Annotated in this window: 12 protein-coding genes; 1 reads left to right on the forward strand and 11 read right to left on the reverse strand. The window is 36.0% G+C overall.

Features of this window, described 5'->3' with window-relative positions; genetic code table 11:
- The first annotated feature begins 121 nt into the window (after positions 1-121).
- The gene (locus ACFIML_RS03655) at positions 122-1,006 is read left to right on the forward strand and encodes a metallophosphoesterase family protein (RefSeq protein WP_375687379.1); all 885 of its coding nucleotides are present in this window, start codon (positions 122-124) and stop codon (positions 1,004-1,006) included.
- A gap of 1,381 nt (positions 1,007-2,387) precedes the next feature.
- Here ACFIML_RS03655 and ACFIML_RS03660 read toward each other — a convergent pair.
- The 11 genes from ACFIML_RS03660 to ACFIML_RS03710 form a co-directional block, all read right to left on the reverse strand.
- Positions 2,388-3,212: an outer membrane protein gene (locus tag ACFIML_RS03660; RefSeq protein WP_375614411.1), complete on the reverse strand. Its 825-nt coding sequence runs from the start codon at positions 3,210-3,212 to the stop codon at positions 2,388-2,390.
- 770 nt (positions 3,213-3,982) lie between these two features.
- Entirely contained in the window at positions 3,983-6,928 is a 2,946-nt protein-coding gene (locus ACFIML_RS03665) for a bifunctional [glutamine synthetase] adenylyltransferase/[glutamine synthetase]-adenylyl-L-tyrosine phosphorylase (RefSeq protein WP_375606363.1), read from the reverse strand.
- A gap of 77 nt (positions 6,929-7,005) precedes the next feature.
- Positions 7,006-8,388 carry an ATP-binding protein gene (locus ACFIML_RS03670; protein WP_375687382.1) on the reverse strand — a complete coding sequence of 461 codons (1,383 nt, stop codon included), beginning with the start codon at positions 8,386-8,388 and terminating at the stop codon, positions 7,006-7,008.
- Positions 8,385-9,071 (reverse strand): response regulator transcription factor, encoded by a 687-nt coding sequence (locus tag ACFIML_RS03675; protein WP_273791552.1) that lies wholly within the window; start codon positions 9,069-9,071, stop codon positions 8,385-8,387. Before ACFIML_RS03675 ends, ACFIML_RS03670 begins: the two co-directional genes overlap by 4 nt.
- A gap of 72 nt (positions 9,072-9,143) precedes the next feature.
- Positions 9,144-10,655 carry a Do family serine endopeptidase gene (locus tag ACFIML_RS03680; RefSeq protein WP_375687384.1) on the reverse strand — a complete coding sequence of 504 codons (1,512 nt, stop codon included), beginning with the start codon at positions 10,653-10,655 and terminating at the stop codon, positions 9,144-9,146.
- A 216-nt stretch (positions 10,656-10,871) separates the two neighbouring features.
- Positions 10,872-11,282, reverse strand: coding sequence for a cytochrome c-type biogenesis protein CcmH (locus ACFIML_RS03685; protein WP_375606366.1), 411 nt, complete (start codon positions 11,280-11,282; stop codon positions 10,872-10,874).
- A 1-nt stretch (position 11,283) separates the two neighbouring features.
- Complete coding sequence (locus tag ACFIML_RS03690; protein ID WP_375686391.1) at positions 11,284-13,263, reverse strand: heme lyase CcmF/NrfE family subunit; 1,980 nt, start codon at positions 13,261-13,263, stop codon at positions 11,284-11,286.
- Positions 13,264-13,270: 7 nt separating this feature from the next.
- Positions 13,271-13,750 (reverse strand): cytochrome c maturation protein CcmE, encoded by a 480-nt coding sequence (gene ccmE, locus ACFIML_RS03695; RefSeq protein WP_375606368.1) that lies wholly within the window; start codon positions 13,748-13,750, stop codon positions 13,271-13,273.
- A gap of 311 nt (positions 13,751-14,061) precedes the next feature.
- On the reverse strand, positions 14,062-14,820 hold the full coding sequence (locus tag ACFIML_RS03700) for a tetratricopeptide repeat protein (RefSeq protein WP_375607780.1): 759 nt from the start codon (positions 14,818-14,820) through the stop codon (positions 14,062-14,064).
- Between the two features lie 236 nt (positions 14,821-15,056).
- Positions 15,057-16,475: an ATP-binding protein gene (locus tag ACFIML_RS03705; RefSeq protein WP_375606370.1), complete on the reverse strand. Its 1,419-nt coding sequence runs from the start codon at positions 16,473-16,475 to the stop codon at positions 15,057-15,059.
- Complete coding sequence (locus ACFIML_RS03710) at positions 16,475-17,140, reverse strand: response regulator transcription factor (RefSeq protein WP_375606371.1); 666 nt, start codon at positions 17,138-17,140, stop codon at positions 16,475-16,477. The genes ACFIML_RS03705 and ACFIML_RS03710 overlap by 1 nt, the downstream gene beginning before the upstream one ends.
- Positions 17,141-17,159: the final 19 nt, after the last annotated feature.

Raw genomic sequence — 17,159 nt, forward strand, 5'->3', positions numbered from 1 at the left:
ATTCCGTTTGAGACATTCTTTTTTTGCAAGCTAATTTTCATTTTACCATCTTTCTTGCCTTTAAACACTAAGTTATCTTATGTTTATTCTTTAAATCGTTTTTAATACTCTACGAGCTTTTATGTTTTATCTTGCCCATATATCGGATGTACATCTTTCCCCTCTCCCGCAACCTTCCCTTTTTGAACTTTCTGGGAAGCGTCTTACCGGTTATCTGAACTGGCAAAAAAAACGTAAGAGTCAGATGGCAACAAATGTCTTAGAAACTTTAATGGATGCCTTGAAAAAAACAAAGCCTGATCACCTGGTGATCTCTGGTGATCTTGTCAATCTTGCTCTCGATAAGGAATTTGAACAAGCGTATCGTTGGCTCCTTAACTTAGGACAACCCCAAGATATTTCTTTGACATTTGGAAATCATGATGCCTATGTCCGCGGCGCTTTACAAAAAGCATGCACTCTTTTTAAACCTTGGATTACAGGTGACATCCCTCAAAAAAGCGTCTTTCCTTATATGCGCATTCGTAAAGATGTTGCCATCATAGCAGCTTCTTCAGCCATTGCGACATTGCCTTTTCAAGCTTCCGGTTATTTTGGTAAAATGCAAGCGCAAACTTTACCGCTCTTTTTAAAGGAAGCAGCACAATGCAACCTTTTTCGTGTCGTCATGATTCACCACCCCCCCTTTCCAAAGGCAACGTCTTGGCATAAAAAACTACGGGATATAAAACGTTTTCTAGACATTATCAAATACCACGGTTGTGAGCTTATTCTTCACGGACATACTCATTTACCCACATTGAATTACATTGAAGGACCAATTAAAAAAATTCCTATTGTTGGTGTTCCTTCCGCATCACAAGCTTTTGGAGATAAAAAACCGCCCGCAGGTTTTAATTTATTTTCCATTGAACGCTTACAAAATCAATGGCATTGCCAATTACAACGTTATAGCATTATCAACCCCAAAAACGAGATTGCATGTACTGAAACAATTAATCTTTAAACACCTTCATAGTTGCCCAAACAACCAAAAATGAAAATATTTTTATTTCATATCCCTTTGGAAATCATAATTCTTATTTCCTTTTTCTCCTTAAAAGATAAAGTTTCACCTTCTCTGTCAATAGATCAATTTTTCTCAGACAGTTCCATCTGCAGCCCCACTTATGTGACTAGCTTTTTACAAACTTATCGGTTTTGGTTTTCTTCCTTCCCGCCCTAAAGGACGAAAATTCTACCACATCTGATTTATAAATAATTCGGATTCTTGTCTCAAGGGTTCCATCTGCTAATCGCACATGTGATTTACTTCACAAAGCTCTACACATAAACCCTGCTTTGAATTTCATCATCCACTCCTCCAAAAGCATCTAATGCGTAAAATCCTTATATTATTACAATGATGATATTTTATAGAATAATAGAGAAGCTCATTCAGCTTCTATGCCTGAAAATCAATGGCTAAAAAAGCCAAATAATAACTAAATTATATAATTTAAATAACCCAATATACTTGTGATTCATAAACAAATGATGTTGATTGATTTATCGTAAATAGATTTGAAATGATCCATTACTATTTCACTCAAAATTTATTATCGTACATTAAAAATTTAGGAAAAATAATAGATTATGTTTCGATAAAAAACATAGGTAATAATATTTTTTATGTCTCAATAAATTCCTAATTTTTCATCTATTTTTTCCTATAAATCACTTTATAATACTCTTTATAATTATTTTATTATTGAGTTACATTGTGGATGTAATTTTATGTTCTTTAGAATTTTTTGCGAGCTTTTTGTTATTAAATAAAATATTTTACGATACCGCAAAACAGAAAAGTTGATTGTATGAGAAATCTTTCAAATAAAATAAAATGCCATTAGCTTGCCAATTCACATGTTGGTTTAAAAAAGCATCTTTTAAAGCACCCAAACCCATTTCCCGACGGCACCTAGGAATGATGTAATGTTAAGTCCATTTAGCAACACCATCTTCACGTTTATGGAAAAGCAAGCTCGTATCAAATCTCATACTTCGCCACCCCCCTAATGTAGCGAAAGTCTTTAGCACTTAAGATGGTTCATAAGAAGCATTTTTATTCTTTCTTGAATGTTTTTATCTCACGAATCTCCCTCTTTTTGATGTACAAAAGACATGGTTTAGATTGGTTCAATATGGTATAGGTTAAAAATGAGAAAATCTTATGACACTTGGGTCTCTCACTCAACATGACAAAAAGTAATTTATATTTACAAATCAAAGTATTGTTCGAATAAAATAGTAGCTTTTTTGAGTAAAGGATATTTACTAGAACATATCTGAAAAACAAAAGCCTCATTCGAAAATGAGACTTTTGAAGTGTTTAATTCTGCAAAAAATTAAAATTTATAAGCTACCCCCACACGGAAATCGTTTGTCTTGTAGCCCATTTCAAATTTATCCTGTATGAATTTCTTTTTGCCAAAATCTGAATAACGATATTCTGCACGTACAATAATATTATCAGTCATTGCAAAATCAATACCACCTCCAAGGGTATAACCAATCATGGTCTTTTTTTCATCATGCAACCAATCAGAAAAATCAACTTCTCCATTTTTGCTATCAGCTACTGCCGCAAAAATATTCTGAAGTTGCGTATAAGCAATTCCTCCAGAAACATAAGGCATCATACGTTCAAGTGCAAAACCAACTTTCACTCGCGTAGCACCTGACCATTTTTGTTTTAAAGTATGCTGTATAGCCTCAATAGGTAACGCTGGAGATTCCTCCTCATGAGAATCTCTCGTGTAACCTGTTCTTTCTAAAGATTTTGCTATTCCTTCAGGTTTATTTTTTGGTAGAGGGATATCCTTCGTACTTTTTTTATTAGACCACATAACATCCGTATCAATACCTATAATAAAACCATTATCGATATCAATATTGGAACCTGCATAAACGCCCCCGATAAAACCAGAAAGTTTAGGCAAATTCTCTTTTCCAACTGGATTCCATATCCCTGTCTCTTTTTTTAAATAACTTGCAGTCGTTTTGCCTGAAAAGTTTCCAATCTGCCCTCCAAGATAAAATCCTGTCCAAGAAAAAGAAGGCGCTGCAATAACAGGAACAGGCTGTTCAGGAATAACGCTATCCGCTGCCTGTACGATAGAAATTGAAATTAAAGAAAATATAGATGTTGAGATTAAATACTTTGTAATCATAATTGCTCCCCTAAAAGCTAATGTGATACATAAATAATAGTAAATCGTTTCACATTTTTTGCAAAAAATCTATAGCAAAAATGACACAGTTAAAAACTTTAAACTCCTATTTAAAAATAAAATTATTTTTTAATAAATAATTATTATAAATACTTTAAAAAAATTATTTATAATTTTCTTAAATTATTACTTTATAATAGCTTTCATAGATGGATATTTCATTATTATCCATAATAATATAAACAACTCCAATATCAATTTTGTTTAAAAAATGAGATATATAATCAATAAAACTTTTTATCATATTTACTTCAATATATTTTTATAATAATAAATAATATATATCCACTACCTCTATAATATTTTATATAAATCTAATATGATAAAAACATTATTGAATATAATTATTGTGTTTAATATCTCTAACTTGATAAGTATATCTAATATAATACTACTGATTTATAACTGATCCATATTCTTGTATCATATACATGAGCAACATCATTCGCTAAAATCTAGTCCTTATTTCTTTTTGTATAAAGAATAACACCTAGAGTGACTTTTTTTGATAGAGAAACTCTTTCATGACACTTGAAGAAATAAGTAGAGAATGGTTTTTACTCTCTAGATCTCTCAAACCTATATGACATAAAATATCAAAATTAATATATAAAAATGGAATTAATAATTTTTAAGCTTCTATAATATCTTTTTATGATTTTATCTAATAATCGCATTCAATAATTTCATAAAAGCATTATAAAATACATTTAATGTTTCATGACTTTCGTAAAAACTGAACAGACTAATTGCCCAGTTTCTGCAATTAATTTTTCAACACGAAGCAAATCAGGTTCCCCAACACTCTTTAACAAAAGATCACTTAATCCAGCTGGCATATCATTGGGATCAAGAGAATCATTTAAGCAAAGTCGTATAATTTGACTCAAATTTGTATAGAGACCATAGGCATAATGTAAATCAGCAACACATGACTGATTAAGAAAACTATTTGGTAAATTATCTAAAATATCTGCTGTCGTCTCTCCAATGTGAAACTCAATGACATGCGTAATAAGAGAAAATTGAGCAATAAACTCCAAATCCATAATGCCACCAGACATCGTTTTTAAATCCCATTGATTTTTTGGCGGCTTTTCTTTTGCAATCAAGGAACGCATTTCACATACTTCTTTTGCAACTTCCTTCTTATCACGAGAAATAGCAATAATTGCACACACTTCATTTTCTAGCTTTTGTAAAAAATCAGGATCTCCTGCAATGCCTCTAGCCCTTGTTAAAGCAAGATATTCCCATATCCATGCTTCTTGGCGATAATACTTTTTAAAAAATGGAAAAGAAACAGCAATAGGTCCTTTATTGCCTAATGGCCGTAATCTTAAATCAACGACATAAAGAACACCTTGGCTTGTAAGAGTGGATAAAGCAGAAACGAGGCGCTGTGCTAAACGCGTATAATATTGAGAGATATAAAGAGGCTTTTCTCCATCAGATATTTCTGCATCATCATCATGTTCATAAAGCAAAACGAGGTCAACATCAGAATCTGCCGTTAATTCGCGACTTCCAAGCTTCCCCATACCCAATATGCCAACACGCCCCCCTTTAATACGACCATGAAGACGAGAAAATTCCTCTTGAACGGTAGCAAATGTTTTTGTAATCATAAGATCAGCAAGCGCAGTAAAAGCAAAACCCGCTCTTTCTCCTGTAATTGTACCATTCAAAATTCGAATACCAATCAAAAAACGTTGTTCATCTGCAAAAATTCTTAAATGGTCAAGAATTTCCTCATAAGAAAGAACATTTTCAAGAAAATATTCAAGCCGTTTTTCTAAGTACATTTTGGTCGGTAATTCTGAAAGAATATTCGGATCTAACATTCCATCAAAAACATGGGACCTGCGTGCAATAATTTCTGCAAGACGTGGAGCAGCCCCCATAATAAGGACAAGCATATCCAAAAGAGAGGGATTAGATTGCAAAAGACTAAAAAGTTGAATTCCTGAGGGTAAGCCCTGTAAAAAACTATCAAAACGCAACATCGCCTCATCAGCTCGCTTTGTCGCGCCAAAAGCTTTCAAAAGAGCTGGCGTTAATTCCGTTAATCTCTCGCGTGCTTCGGCTGATTGCGTTGCTTTATAACGACCACAGTGAAGGGTGCGCATAATACGACAAATATCACTTGCTCTTTCAAAGCCTAAACGGCTTAACGTTATTAATGTCTCTGGATCATCTTCTTCACCTGTAAAAACTAAATTACCAATTTCTAAACCAAGTTCTTGCTCATTCTCAAACAGTGCAGCATAATGTTTTTCAACAACCTGAAGTGTTTTTAATAAATCACGGATAAAACTGCTACTGTCTTGATAGCCCATTAAATAGGCAACACTCGTGAATTGAACAGTATCATTTGGAAGAAGATGTGTTTGTTCATCGAAAAGCATTTGAATACGATGTTCCACATTTCGAAGAAATGCATAACTTTTTATAAGGCTATTTCTCGTTTTTTCACTGATCCAACCAAGCGTGTGAAGTTCTGCTAACATTGCAACTGTCTGACGTCCACGTAATTGAGGAAAACGTCCACCAGCAATGAGTTGTTGTGTCTGAACAAAAAACTCAATCTCACGAATACCCCCACGACCTAACTTTATATTATGCCCATAAGCTGCAATTTGACCATAATTTTTATGCGCATGAATTTGACGTTTGATCGAATGAATATCAGCAATAGCAGCGTAATCTAAATATTTCCGCCACACATAGGGAAAAAGCTCTTTGAGAAAGTTAAAACCTGCCCTCTTATCACCAGCAACTGGACGTGCTTTAATCATGGCTGCTCGTTCCCAATTTTGCCCACGCCCTTCGTAATAACGCAATGCAGTCCTTACTGGTAAGGCCAAAGGGGTTGATCCTGGATCTGGACGAAGACGAAAATCAAGACGAAAAACATATCCTTCCGCAGTGCGTTCTTGAATGATACGGATTAATCGGCGTACCATTTTAGAAAATACGTCAACACTTTCAGAAAGATTACCAATATGAGGTGATGTTTCATCAATGAAAACAATAAGATCAATATCAGAAGAATAATTAAGTTCCCCTGCTCCTAGCTTTCCCATCCCTAAAATAATTAAACCACAGTCTTTTTCTGGATTTTCGCGGCTTAGCAAATTAATCTTACCATGATCATGCGCTTCTCTTAATAGAAAACGTAGTGCTACACTTAATGCTGCTTCGCCCAAACGTGTCAACCAAGCACATGAAATTTCGTAAGTAAAAACACCTCCCAAATCAGCTAAAGCAATGAGAACATGCGCTTCTCGTTTTTTGCGCCTTAAAGCAGCCATCAATGAAGTTTCATTTATAGATTCATCCTTATCAATAGCCGTAATATCATCTATAATTTCGCTCAGCCTTGTTTCTATATCAACATTTAATAAAACACTAAGATATGATGGATTGGCAATTAAAACCTCACGCAAAAAAGGAGATAAGGTCATAACCGAACTGATAAAATCAATCTGCGTTCCACTCTCTGAAATGATGGAAACAAGCGATTCTAAACCTTCTTTCCTTGCTTGTTCTTCCATGTCTTTTAACCATTGGGAACCACTTTTATCGAGAGGACATAAAGAAAGAAGCTGTGTTTTTAAAAAAGCTTGTTTCGTCTGCGCTCCCTTGAAAAGCATTTTGCTTTCCTTTCTATTGCTTTATACTTTTAAAATAGTTATTACGTATGAAAAGAGAAAAGTGAAGAAAAATATCTTTAAGGAAATAACAAAATAGCCCTAAGCCCTGGATTTGCATTTTCAAGTAACAATTCACCCCCATGAAGCTTCATAACCGCTTTTGCTATACTTAAACCAATCCCAAACCCAGGTTGTGTGCGGCTTTCTTCAAGACGAACAAATCGTTCTGTCACTTTTTCACGTTTATCCTCTGCTATTCCTGGTCCATTATCGCTCACAACAACTAATAAATGTTCATCACGATATTCCATTGATAAGAAAACCTTCGCTTGCCTTCCACCTTTAGGCGCATATTTAATTGCATTATCTATAAGATTAAAAATTGATTGTGCAACAAGCTCACGATTCAATTTTAGCTCTTTATCAAATATATCTCCCAACTGAAGTAAAACACCTGACTCTTCAGCAAAAGGTTCGTAAAGCTCAACAGCATCCTCAATGATCAGTTTCATATTAATCATTTCAAGATGTTCAATTGTACTGCTGGCCTCAATACGTGAAATCATTAAAATCGCATTGAAAGTACAAATAAGTTGATCTGATTCTGCAATAACCCTATCAAGGACCTGACGATATTCAAGCTTTGTCTTATTTCCTGAAAGCGCCTCTTCAGCGCGATTTCTAAGACGTGTTAACGGCGTTTTCAGATCATGAGCAATATTATCTGATACTTGACGTAAACCAATATTTAACTCTTCAATGCGGTCTAACATAACATTAAGATTGGTTGACAATCGATCAAACTCATCCCCTACTCCAGAAACAGGTAAACGCCCACTGAAATCACCATCCATCAAACGCTGTGATGCAGCCGTTACATGATCAATCCTTTGTAAAGCTCTCCTGCCAACAAAAAACCATATGAGTAAAGCGCCTCCAACCATTGCAGCAAGTGCAATGATCACAGCTTTGCGAATAACCACTGCAAAACGTTCTGGCTCATCCAAATCACGTCCTATAAGAATCTTCATAGCATTAGGCAAGTCAACAATAACCGCCAAAGCGCGATGTTCACTTGTTTTGCCATGTTCTCCAAAACGGGAATACAAAAAAGAGGTAGAAATAAAACCACTCTGATTCAAAAGACCTAATTCAATACGCGCTACATTTCCTGCTAAAATACGCCCCATAGAATCTGTAACAAGATAAAGAAATGCTCCTGGTTGTCTTGAACGATAATCAATAGTGCGCATTAATAAGGATAATCCCCCATAATTATAAGCATTTTCAATATACTTTAATTCTTCATGTAAAGCCTGTTCAGTTTGCTCTGTTAACAATGAAGCAGAAAATGCCGTCATATAAATCGAAAGTCCTGTTGCCACCAATCCAAACAATAAAATGTAAAGTGCTGAAAGCCTTAGCGCCGTCGTGCGCATTATATTAATCAAACGATTCATGCTTTGTTATCTGGTACTTTGAGCATATATCCAGCTCCACGCACTGTATGGAGAAGGGGAACATCAAAATCTTTTTCAATTTTGGCTCTCAAACGAGAGATATGGACATCAATGACATTCGTTTGTGGATCAAAATGGTAATTCCAAACGTTTTCCAAAAGCATAGTGCGTGTAACAACCTGCCCCGCATAACGCATCAAATATTCAAGCAAACGAAACTCTCGTGGTTGCAATAGAATGTTTCTATCACCCCGTTTTACCGTATGTGCTAACCGATCAAGCTCAAGATTACCTACACAGTAAACAGTTTCTGCTTCTTTAGGATTTTTCCGCCGTTGTAAAACTTCAACACGCGCAAGAAGTTCAGAAAAAGCATAAGGCTTTGTCAAATAATCATCTCCCCCTGCACGCAGCCCCGTTACACGATCATTAACTTGCCCTAAAGCAGACAGAATAAGAACTGGTGTTTCATTGCCTTTAGCGCGCAATTCAGCAATAATAGAAAGACCATCACGATGCAAAAGCATTCGGTCAACAACCATAACGTCATAATTTTCCGTGGTTGCTAAAGCATATCCCGTATCTCCATCATAAGCAACATCAACAGAATGCCCTACTTCCAAAAATGCTTTTTCGAGATAATGCCCCGTCTCATGATCATCTTCAATAACGAGTATCTTCATAAAACGTATCTCCATTATTTTATTATGTTGTAGGACAAATATTTAATAAACATTTGTCCTACAACTAAAGCTTTATTTTTTGAAAATTGGAAGAGCAACAAAACGATTTTGATCATTTGTTCGCACTTGTAAGAGTATAGCTTTTCGTCCTAACTGCTGAGCATTTTTGATTGTGTTAATAATATCAGAGATTCGTTTAACCGGTTTATTATTTACTGTCACAATGATATCACCAGGGCGTATCCCTTTATCTGCAGCATCTGAATCGGTATCGACATCCGTTACGACAACCCCTACACCATCATCAGAAGGCATAACAATCAGACCATAATCTTCCAATGTTTCATCTAAATCACTCTGTCCATTTGAATATTTTGAAGTCTCTTTCTTACTTTCATCTTCAGACATTGAAGCGAGTTTAACCTTGATGCTCTCCTCCTTACCTGATCTCCAAATCCCTATGGTTACCATTTCTCCTGGTTTAATATTTGCAATACGTTTCGCCAGCTCACGCGCATCAGCAACTTTTTCATTATTCACTGAAATAATGACATCACCCGCTTTAATACCAGCCTTTTCTGCCGGTCCTTTTAACGGATCAGTAACCAAAGCGCCTTTGGCTTCTTTCAAACCTATTGAATCAGAAATCTCCTTTGTTACCGGCTGAATCTGAACACCTAACCAACCACGTTGAACTGAACCTTTTTCAATAAGTTGTTGTACAACCTGTTTTACAGTCGCTGCTGGAATAGCAAAAGCAATCCCAACATTTCCTCCAGAAGGAGAAAAAATTGCTGTATTAACCCCAACAACCTTTCCATTAAGATCAAACGTTGGACCACCAGAGTTTCCTCTATTAACAGCAGCATCAATCTGAATAAAATCATCGTACACACCAGTGCCAATATCACGTCCACGTGCAGAAACAATACCTGCTGTCACAGTTCCACCAAGACCAAATGGATTTCCAATGGCAACAACCCAATCCCCAACACGAAGCTTTGAATCATCACCAAAATCAACATAAGAAAATTTTCTTTTATCATTCACTTTTAATACGGCAAGATCGGTTTTGGGATCTTTCCCAATGAGCTTTGCATTCAATTCTGTACCATCATCAAGAACAACAGTATAACTTGTTCCATCAGAAATCACATGATCATTGGTCACAATGTAACCATCAGATGAAATAAAAAAACCCGATCCAAAAGCAACAGGACGGAGTCTATGCGATTGGTGCGGAAATTTATTTTTAGGTTTATCAAAATCATAAAACTCTTTAAAAAATCTTTTTAAAGGATGCTGATCTGGTAATTGATCAAGTCCTGGACCACTAAAAAAGTTGCTAAAGAACCTATCTTCTTTCTTTTTATTGCTCTTTACTTGTACTGCTACAACGGCTGGTTTCACTTGAGCAACAATATCGGCAAATCCCTGTTGTTGCATTAACGAAGTAAATACAGAACTTGCATGAGCCTTTGTCATCCACAAGCTTGATGTACATCCACTAAAAAACAGTGCACTTTCCAATATCGCAGAAAAACTCACTGCGACAAACGTTTTAAAGAAAGCCTTTTTAACCATTTATTCTATGCTCCTATTCAATCATACCTTTATTTCAATTCCGATCACTTATAAAATACCAGACCTTACCGTTTTCTGTCTAAATTATTAAAGTTTTGTAAGGTTTCAGTATTCCCTAATATAATTACAATAAGATTGTCTGCTCATTGCAGATAATCTTATTTTTTCTTTTATGTAACATTTTTTTAATGCAATGACATTTTTGACTGTCCTTTTTCATTCACATAACTCATGATTATTCCGTTTGAAGTGGAAAAATATGATACTTACGCCAATGATAATAATGATCAAAGGCGAGAACCATAAAAACCAAGTTATCTTATTCAACGGTGGTTTCAAGAGAATAAACTCACCATATCGCTCAACAAGAAAGTCAGTGACTTGCTGATTACTATAGCCCATTTTTAGCCTTTCCCGAATTAAAAGCCGTAAATCACGTGCTAAAGCAGCATCTGAATCATCAATTGATTGATTTTGACAAACGGGACAACGTAAATGCGATGAAATATGGCGTGCTCGCGCTTCAAGAATCTTATCCTTTAAAATCTCATCCGGCTCTACTGCTATTGCTAATCGAAAAGGAAACGCTGCCATTAAAAAAAATACAATCCAAAATTTTTTTTTCATCTCAATGTCTTTTCCAAAAATTTAAAGCAAACACTACCTTATTGTACATGCCAATGCGAAACCAATACCCCAAAAGAGAAAGACATCCTCCCATAGCCATCATGAATGCCCCTAACCAAATACATATTACATAAGGCTTCCACCATATGTGCACAACGAGACCCCGATTATCAATATGTCCCGGTACAATATAGAGCTGTGATAAGCCATGATTTTTAAGACCAACTTCTGTTGTTGATGTATTTTGGCTTGAATAAAATCGCTTTGAGGCTGTTACATGACCTACAATGTTTTTATTTTCATATATTTTAAAATAAAACTCCATTGTCGAATAATTCGAACCAACACCATCATACACTGCATCAAAATGAAGCGTTTTATCCGCTATCGTCACCCTATCCCCTACGTTCATGATTAAAATACGTTCTTGCCCAAAACTTGCCACGCAAACAATACCAAATAATGTAACGCCTAATCCCATATGTGCTATTGCTGCACCAAAAGTAGACCATGGCAATCCAAGAAATCTCTTAACGCGTACTGAAAAAGCTCTCTTGCCATATCCACTCTTTCCCCATAGATCCGCTAAACTGCCTAAAAAAACAAACGCTGAAAGCCCAATCCCTAAAACTGCAAAAATATCACGCACAGATGTCGCGTAAAATATTATAAAACAGACGATACCAACCAATACAAAAACAAACCACAACCGTTCAAAAACTGCAAGAAAATCACCGCGTTTCCATGCCATCATTGTCCCAAACGGAACAAACAACAACAGCAAAACCATTAGCGGTCCACAGGTAAGGTTAAAAAAAGCAGCCCCTACAGAAATTTTTTGCCCTGTTAATATCTCAATAAAATAAGGATAAAGCGTACCAATCAATACTGTTGCTGTTATTGTTGTCAGTAACAAGTTATTTAAAACAATAAACCCTTCACGTGAAATTGGTTGAAAAAATCTTTCTGTTTTTAAAATAGGGGTACGCAAAGCAAAAAGAAGAAAAGCAGCTCCCGTAAAGAAAAATAAAAGTGCAAGAATTGCCTGCCCCCGTGCTGGATCAATAGCAAAGCTATGAACAGAAACTAAAAGTCCCGAACGAACAAGAAAAGTTCCCATTAAAGAAAGAGAAAAAGTTAGCAGAGCCAAAAACAAAGTCCAACTTTTTAATATTTCTCGTTTTTCGAGAACAAGAATAGAATGTAAAAGAGCTGTTCCTGAAAGCCAAGGCATAAACGAAACATTTTCAACAGGATCCCAAAACCAGTAGCCCCCCCATCCTAGCTCATAATAAGCCCAATAAGAGCCAACCATAATACCCAATGTCAAAAAACACCAAGAAAGTAAAAGCCACGGACGAATCCCACGCGCCCAAATTCTATCAACATGTCCCATAATCAATGCCGCAACGGCAAAAGAAAAACAAAGTGAAAAACCGACATACCCTAAGTAAAGTAGCGGTGGATGAATTGCTAATGCGATATCTTGTAAAAGAGGATTGAGACCATTTCCCTGCAATGCTGGTGGATTTACGCGTAAAAATGGATTGGATACAAAAAGAATAAATAAAAGAAAAGCAGTTGTAATCCAACTTTGGCAAATTAAAACAAGCGTCTTAAAATCTTCTGGCAAATGTTGGTTAAAAAAAGCCATCAATGCACTAAAAAAAGCAAGACTTAAAACCCATAACAACATAGAGCCTTCGTGGTTGCCCCAAACACCTGTAATTTTATAGAGCATCGGTTTTTCTGAATGAGAATTCTCAACAACGTTCAAAACAGAAAAATCAGATACGACATAAGCATAAATTATCACTAAAAAAGATAAAAGCAGTAATGTAAAAGTGATATATGTTAGAGGAACAACTGTTTGCATTAACAAACGCTCTCTCCACCAAAAACCTAAAGCAGGTAAAAATGCCCCTAATAAGCTTACTGAAAATGCTGCAGCTAAAAAAATATGACCCAGTTCGACAAGCACAATCGAATTATTTCTCCATAATGTAATGTTTTTTCAAACGATCAGCTGTTTCTTTAGGCATATAAGTTTCATCATGTTTTGCTAAAATACGCATCCCAATAAAAAAGCCCTGTTTATCGAAATGCCCTTCTACGATCACCCCCTGACCTTCACGAAAAAGATCCGGTAAGGCACCATTGAAAACTACTTTTTCATGTTTTTTGTTATCCGTTACAAAAAAAACAACGCCTCTCTCTCCAACATATTGAACAGTTCCCTTTTCAACAAAACCACCCAAACGCAAAGGGCGCCCCGTTAAAATATCTTCTCTTGTAATTTCAGAGGGCATTCTAAAAAAACTGACCGCATGACGCATTGCATACACTATGAGACTTGCTGCAATTGTCATAACCAAACAACATAATAATATGATCAGTAAGCGCTTTTTTTTTCGCTGCTCTAAAATAACCTTCAACGAAGTAGAACTTTTTAAAGATTGATTGTTCATAGACACTCTGCGAAAAAATTTTAAATACGTTATAATTAAGTATCAATATTTTATTTTTTAAGAGCTTTGCACATCTTCTACATAGGTGCAACTTTTTATCCAATCTCTCACCTTTGCTAATAAGCTTACCAATAGCTTTCTTACTTTTTTCACCAATTTTTATTTAATATATAACCACTTATATTGCGCTCTTTCCATTCTTCATTTCTGTTCTTTAATCGTCTCTACACATACCTTTCTCTTCTAGAATGCCCCCCTCTTTTATCTTCCTAAACAGCTTTTCTCTTTTATTTTCTCATCTCAATTGACGCCTATTCCTTTTCTTTGTATGGCCCACTCGATAAATCACGTAACTGAATCATCATTTTTTCAACACGTGATCGTCCTGAAAAATTTTCAGGCATTGTGTCAAGAAAGCTTTGTAAAAATTGCACTGCCTGCGCAGTTTTTCCTGCTTGATGCAATGCATCAGCCAACAATAAACGTGGATAAAAATCTGTTGGCGCTAAATCCGCTGCTTTTTGAAAAGCATTTTGTGCTTCTTGCGTTATCATGCCTCCTTCATAACCAACCAATGCTAAACCATATCCTACAAGCCTTGGAGCTGTCTCTCCATTCAAACGAAGTGCATCTAAATAAGCATTGACCGCCTCTTGAAAATGGCGCTCTTCAAGATAGCCTACCGCTAACGCATCTGCGAGCTTGCCATCACGAGGTGATCGGAAAAACAGCACTTGTAAGCGAACAAGCTTTTCTTGCTGACTTAGAATTTTAGGATCTTTATCCATTAATTCGCTAAAAAAATAGCTTTTCACTTCCGGATTACCTGTCAGCCCATAAATACTCCATGTGATGAGAAGAACAAATAAAACACTTAAGGCCTTAAGAATATTCCTTTTTTTATAATGCATATAAAGCTTGTTACACTCAATCGTATGCCTATGGCTTCTATCACCATCCATGGTTTGAACTTTTCCTTCTTTCTTTATCCTATCGTCAAAACGGAGTGAAAGAAAAAGAACACTTGCCAGAAAAGCCAGAAAAAATGCTGCAAAAATGAATAAGAGCATATCACTTTTTTCCAATACCAACAGAGAATCTCTCGCTTACCTTTTATCCTCTTCATAAGAAGAGTGATGTGAATTAATAAAAATTCATTTTTTCATGGAGAATATTATAAAATCTATTATATATATATCAATTAAACAAAGAAACTAAAAACAATGTTTCCTTACTCTTTAATGTATTGTCTGAAAATACTGCTTTACAAAATTTATAGACATTTCTTGCTTAAGGAGAAAATATGTTATTCTCCCATCTTAGGTAATAAAACTTTTGCATACAACCCACCCAAATCAGAACGTGATAAAAAGAGATTGCCTCCATATTCACTGACCATATCTGAAACAATTGCTAACCCTAAGCCTGACCCTAGTTTACTTTCATTAAAGCGCCGCCCTCTTTTTAATGCCTCATCAATTTTGTCTTCTGTTAAACCAGGACCATCATCTTCTACAAAGATACTAAAATATTCTGTTTCTTCAGCATTTTCTTCTAAACAACAAGAGATCAAAACCTTTGCGCGAGACCATTGAGTAGCATTTTCAATCAAATTTCCTATAATTTCTTCTAAATCTTCCTTCTCTCCAGAAAAAACAATATCATCAACATCCATAATAAATTGAATTTGTTTTTCAGGATTAAGCTTTTTCATAACCCGCACCAAGCGTTCAAGCACACTGCGAACAGACGTATGATAGACAACACTATCGCATTGTGCTGCAATCCGCGCACGCTGAAGATAATGATTGATTTGAGCTTGCATTATTTGCGTTTGCTCTCTCAACAAACTAGCCTTTTCTCCGCGCATCTTATCTGTCTCATTCATAATCACGGATAGAGGCGTCTTCAATGAATGCGCGAGATTACCAACCTGTGTGCGAAATCGCTCGATAATACGCTGATTATTATTAATGAGAGCATTCATCTCTTGTACAAGCGGCATCACTTCGCTTACTAAATCCGTATTCACATAATGAACTCTTCCTTCGCGAATATCATTCAATGCACGTCGAATAAGCTTTAACGGTTGAAAACTAAAGAAAATAATAGCAATATTAATAAGAACACTCCCGAGACCGAAACTCCAAAGAAAAATTTGCAAAGTTCGCTTAAATCCCTTTACCTGGGCATGAGCTTCATCGATATTCCCAACAAGCCGAAAACGTGCAATATGATTTTTATTATCAAGAACAACATCACTCTCAATCACTTGTAGCTTTTGACCATTGTTCCCCGTTATCCGATAAGAGCGAAAGAATTTATTGTCAAAAGGTATATCAACATCACTTGGTGTAAATATCTCGCCTGTTCCCAATGAAGGAGATGTCAATCTTCCTTTTAAATTATGGGATATCGAAACAACTTCCCAATACCATCCTGTTGTTGGATCAGAATAACGAATATCATCAATCCCAGCCCCTCCTATCAAGGTACCTTCCGATGACACCGTCACTGTTGCAATAAGACTGTAGAGTTGAGCAGAAAGGATACGCTCTAGGCTTTGTTCAGTTGAACGCTTATAAAATAAAATACTTACTGCAGAAATCGATAAAAGAGAAATAACAACCCATAATGTTGATAAGATCATAACACGTAAACTGAGAGATCGAGTAATTACAAAAAAGAACCTCCTATACCAATTATTCTCTTCAAAAACATTCATTAATCACCTCGCGTTCTCACGCGATATCCCATTCCTCGAATAGTTTCAATCAAATCCACTCCAAGCTTTTTCCGTAACCGACCTACAAAGACTTCCACTGTATTCGAGTCCTTATCAAAATCCTGATCATAAAGATGTTCAGTAAGCTCTGTTCTTGAAATGACCCTGTCACAATGATGCATGAGATACGAAAGCAGTCTGAATTCATAAGATGTTAGTTTAATCAATTGACCATCCACAAAAACACGAGACGTCTTTGTATCCAACAAAACATTTCCGCAACATAATGCACTCGTCGCATGTCCCGTAGTGCGACGAATTAATGCTCGCAAGCGCGCCATCACTTCCTCCAAATGAAATGGCTTCACAACATAATCGTCAGCTCCAGCATCAATACCGTGCACCTTATCAGACCAACGGTCTCGCGCTGTTAGCATTAAAACAGGCATGGAGAGCCCTTCTTGACGCCACTTTTCAACAACACTAATACCATCAATCTGCGGTAAACCTATATCAAGTATCACCGCGTCGTAAGACTCTGTGCTACCTAAAAAATAAGCCTCTTCACCATCGAAAGCACTATCGGAAACATATCCTGCACGTCTTACAGCTTCTGCTAATTGATGGTGAAGATTCCGATCATCTTCAACGATTAAGATACGCATCACAACACCATCTGCCAAA

Origin of the sequence: Bartonella sp. AC62GZZY (assembly GCF_042196525.1) — a bacterium.
In the GTDB taxonomy this organism is placed as follows: Bacteria; Pseudomonadota; Alphaproteobacteria; order Rhizobiales; family Rhizobiaceae; genus Bartonella.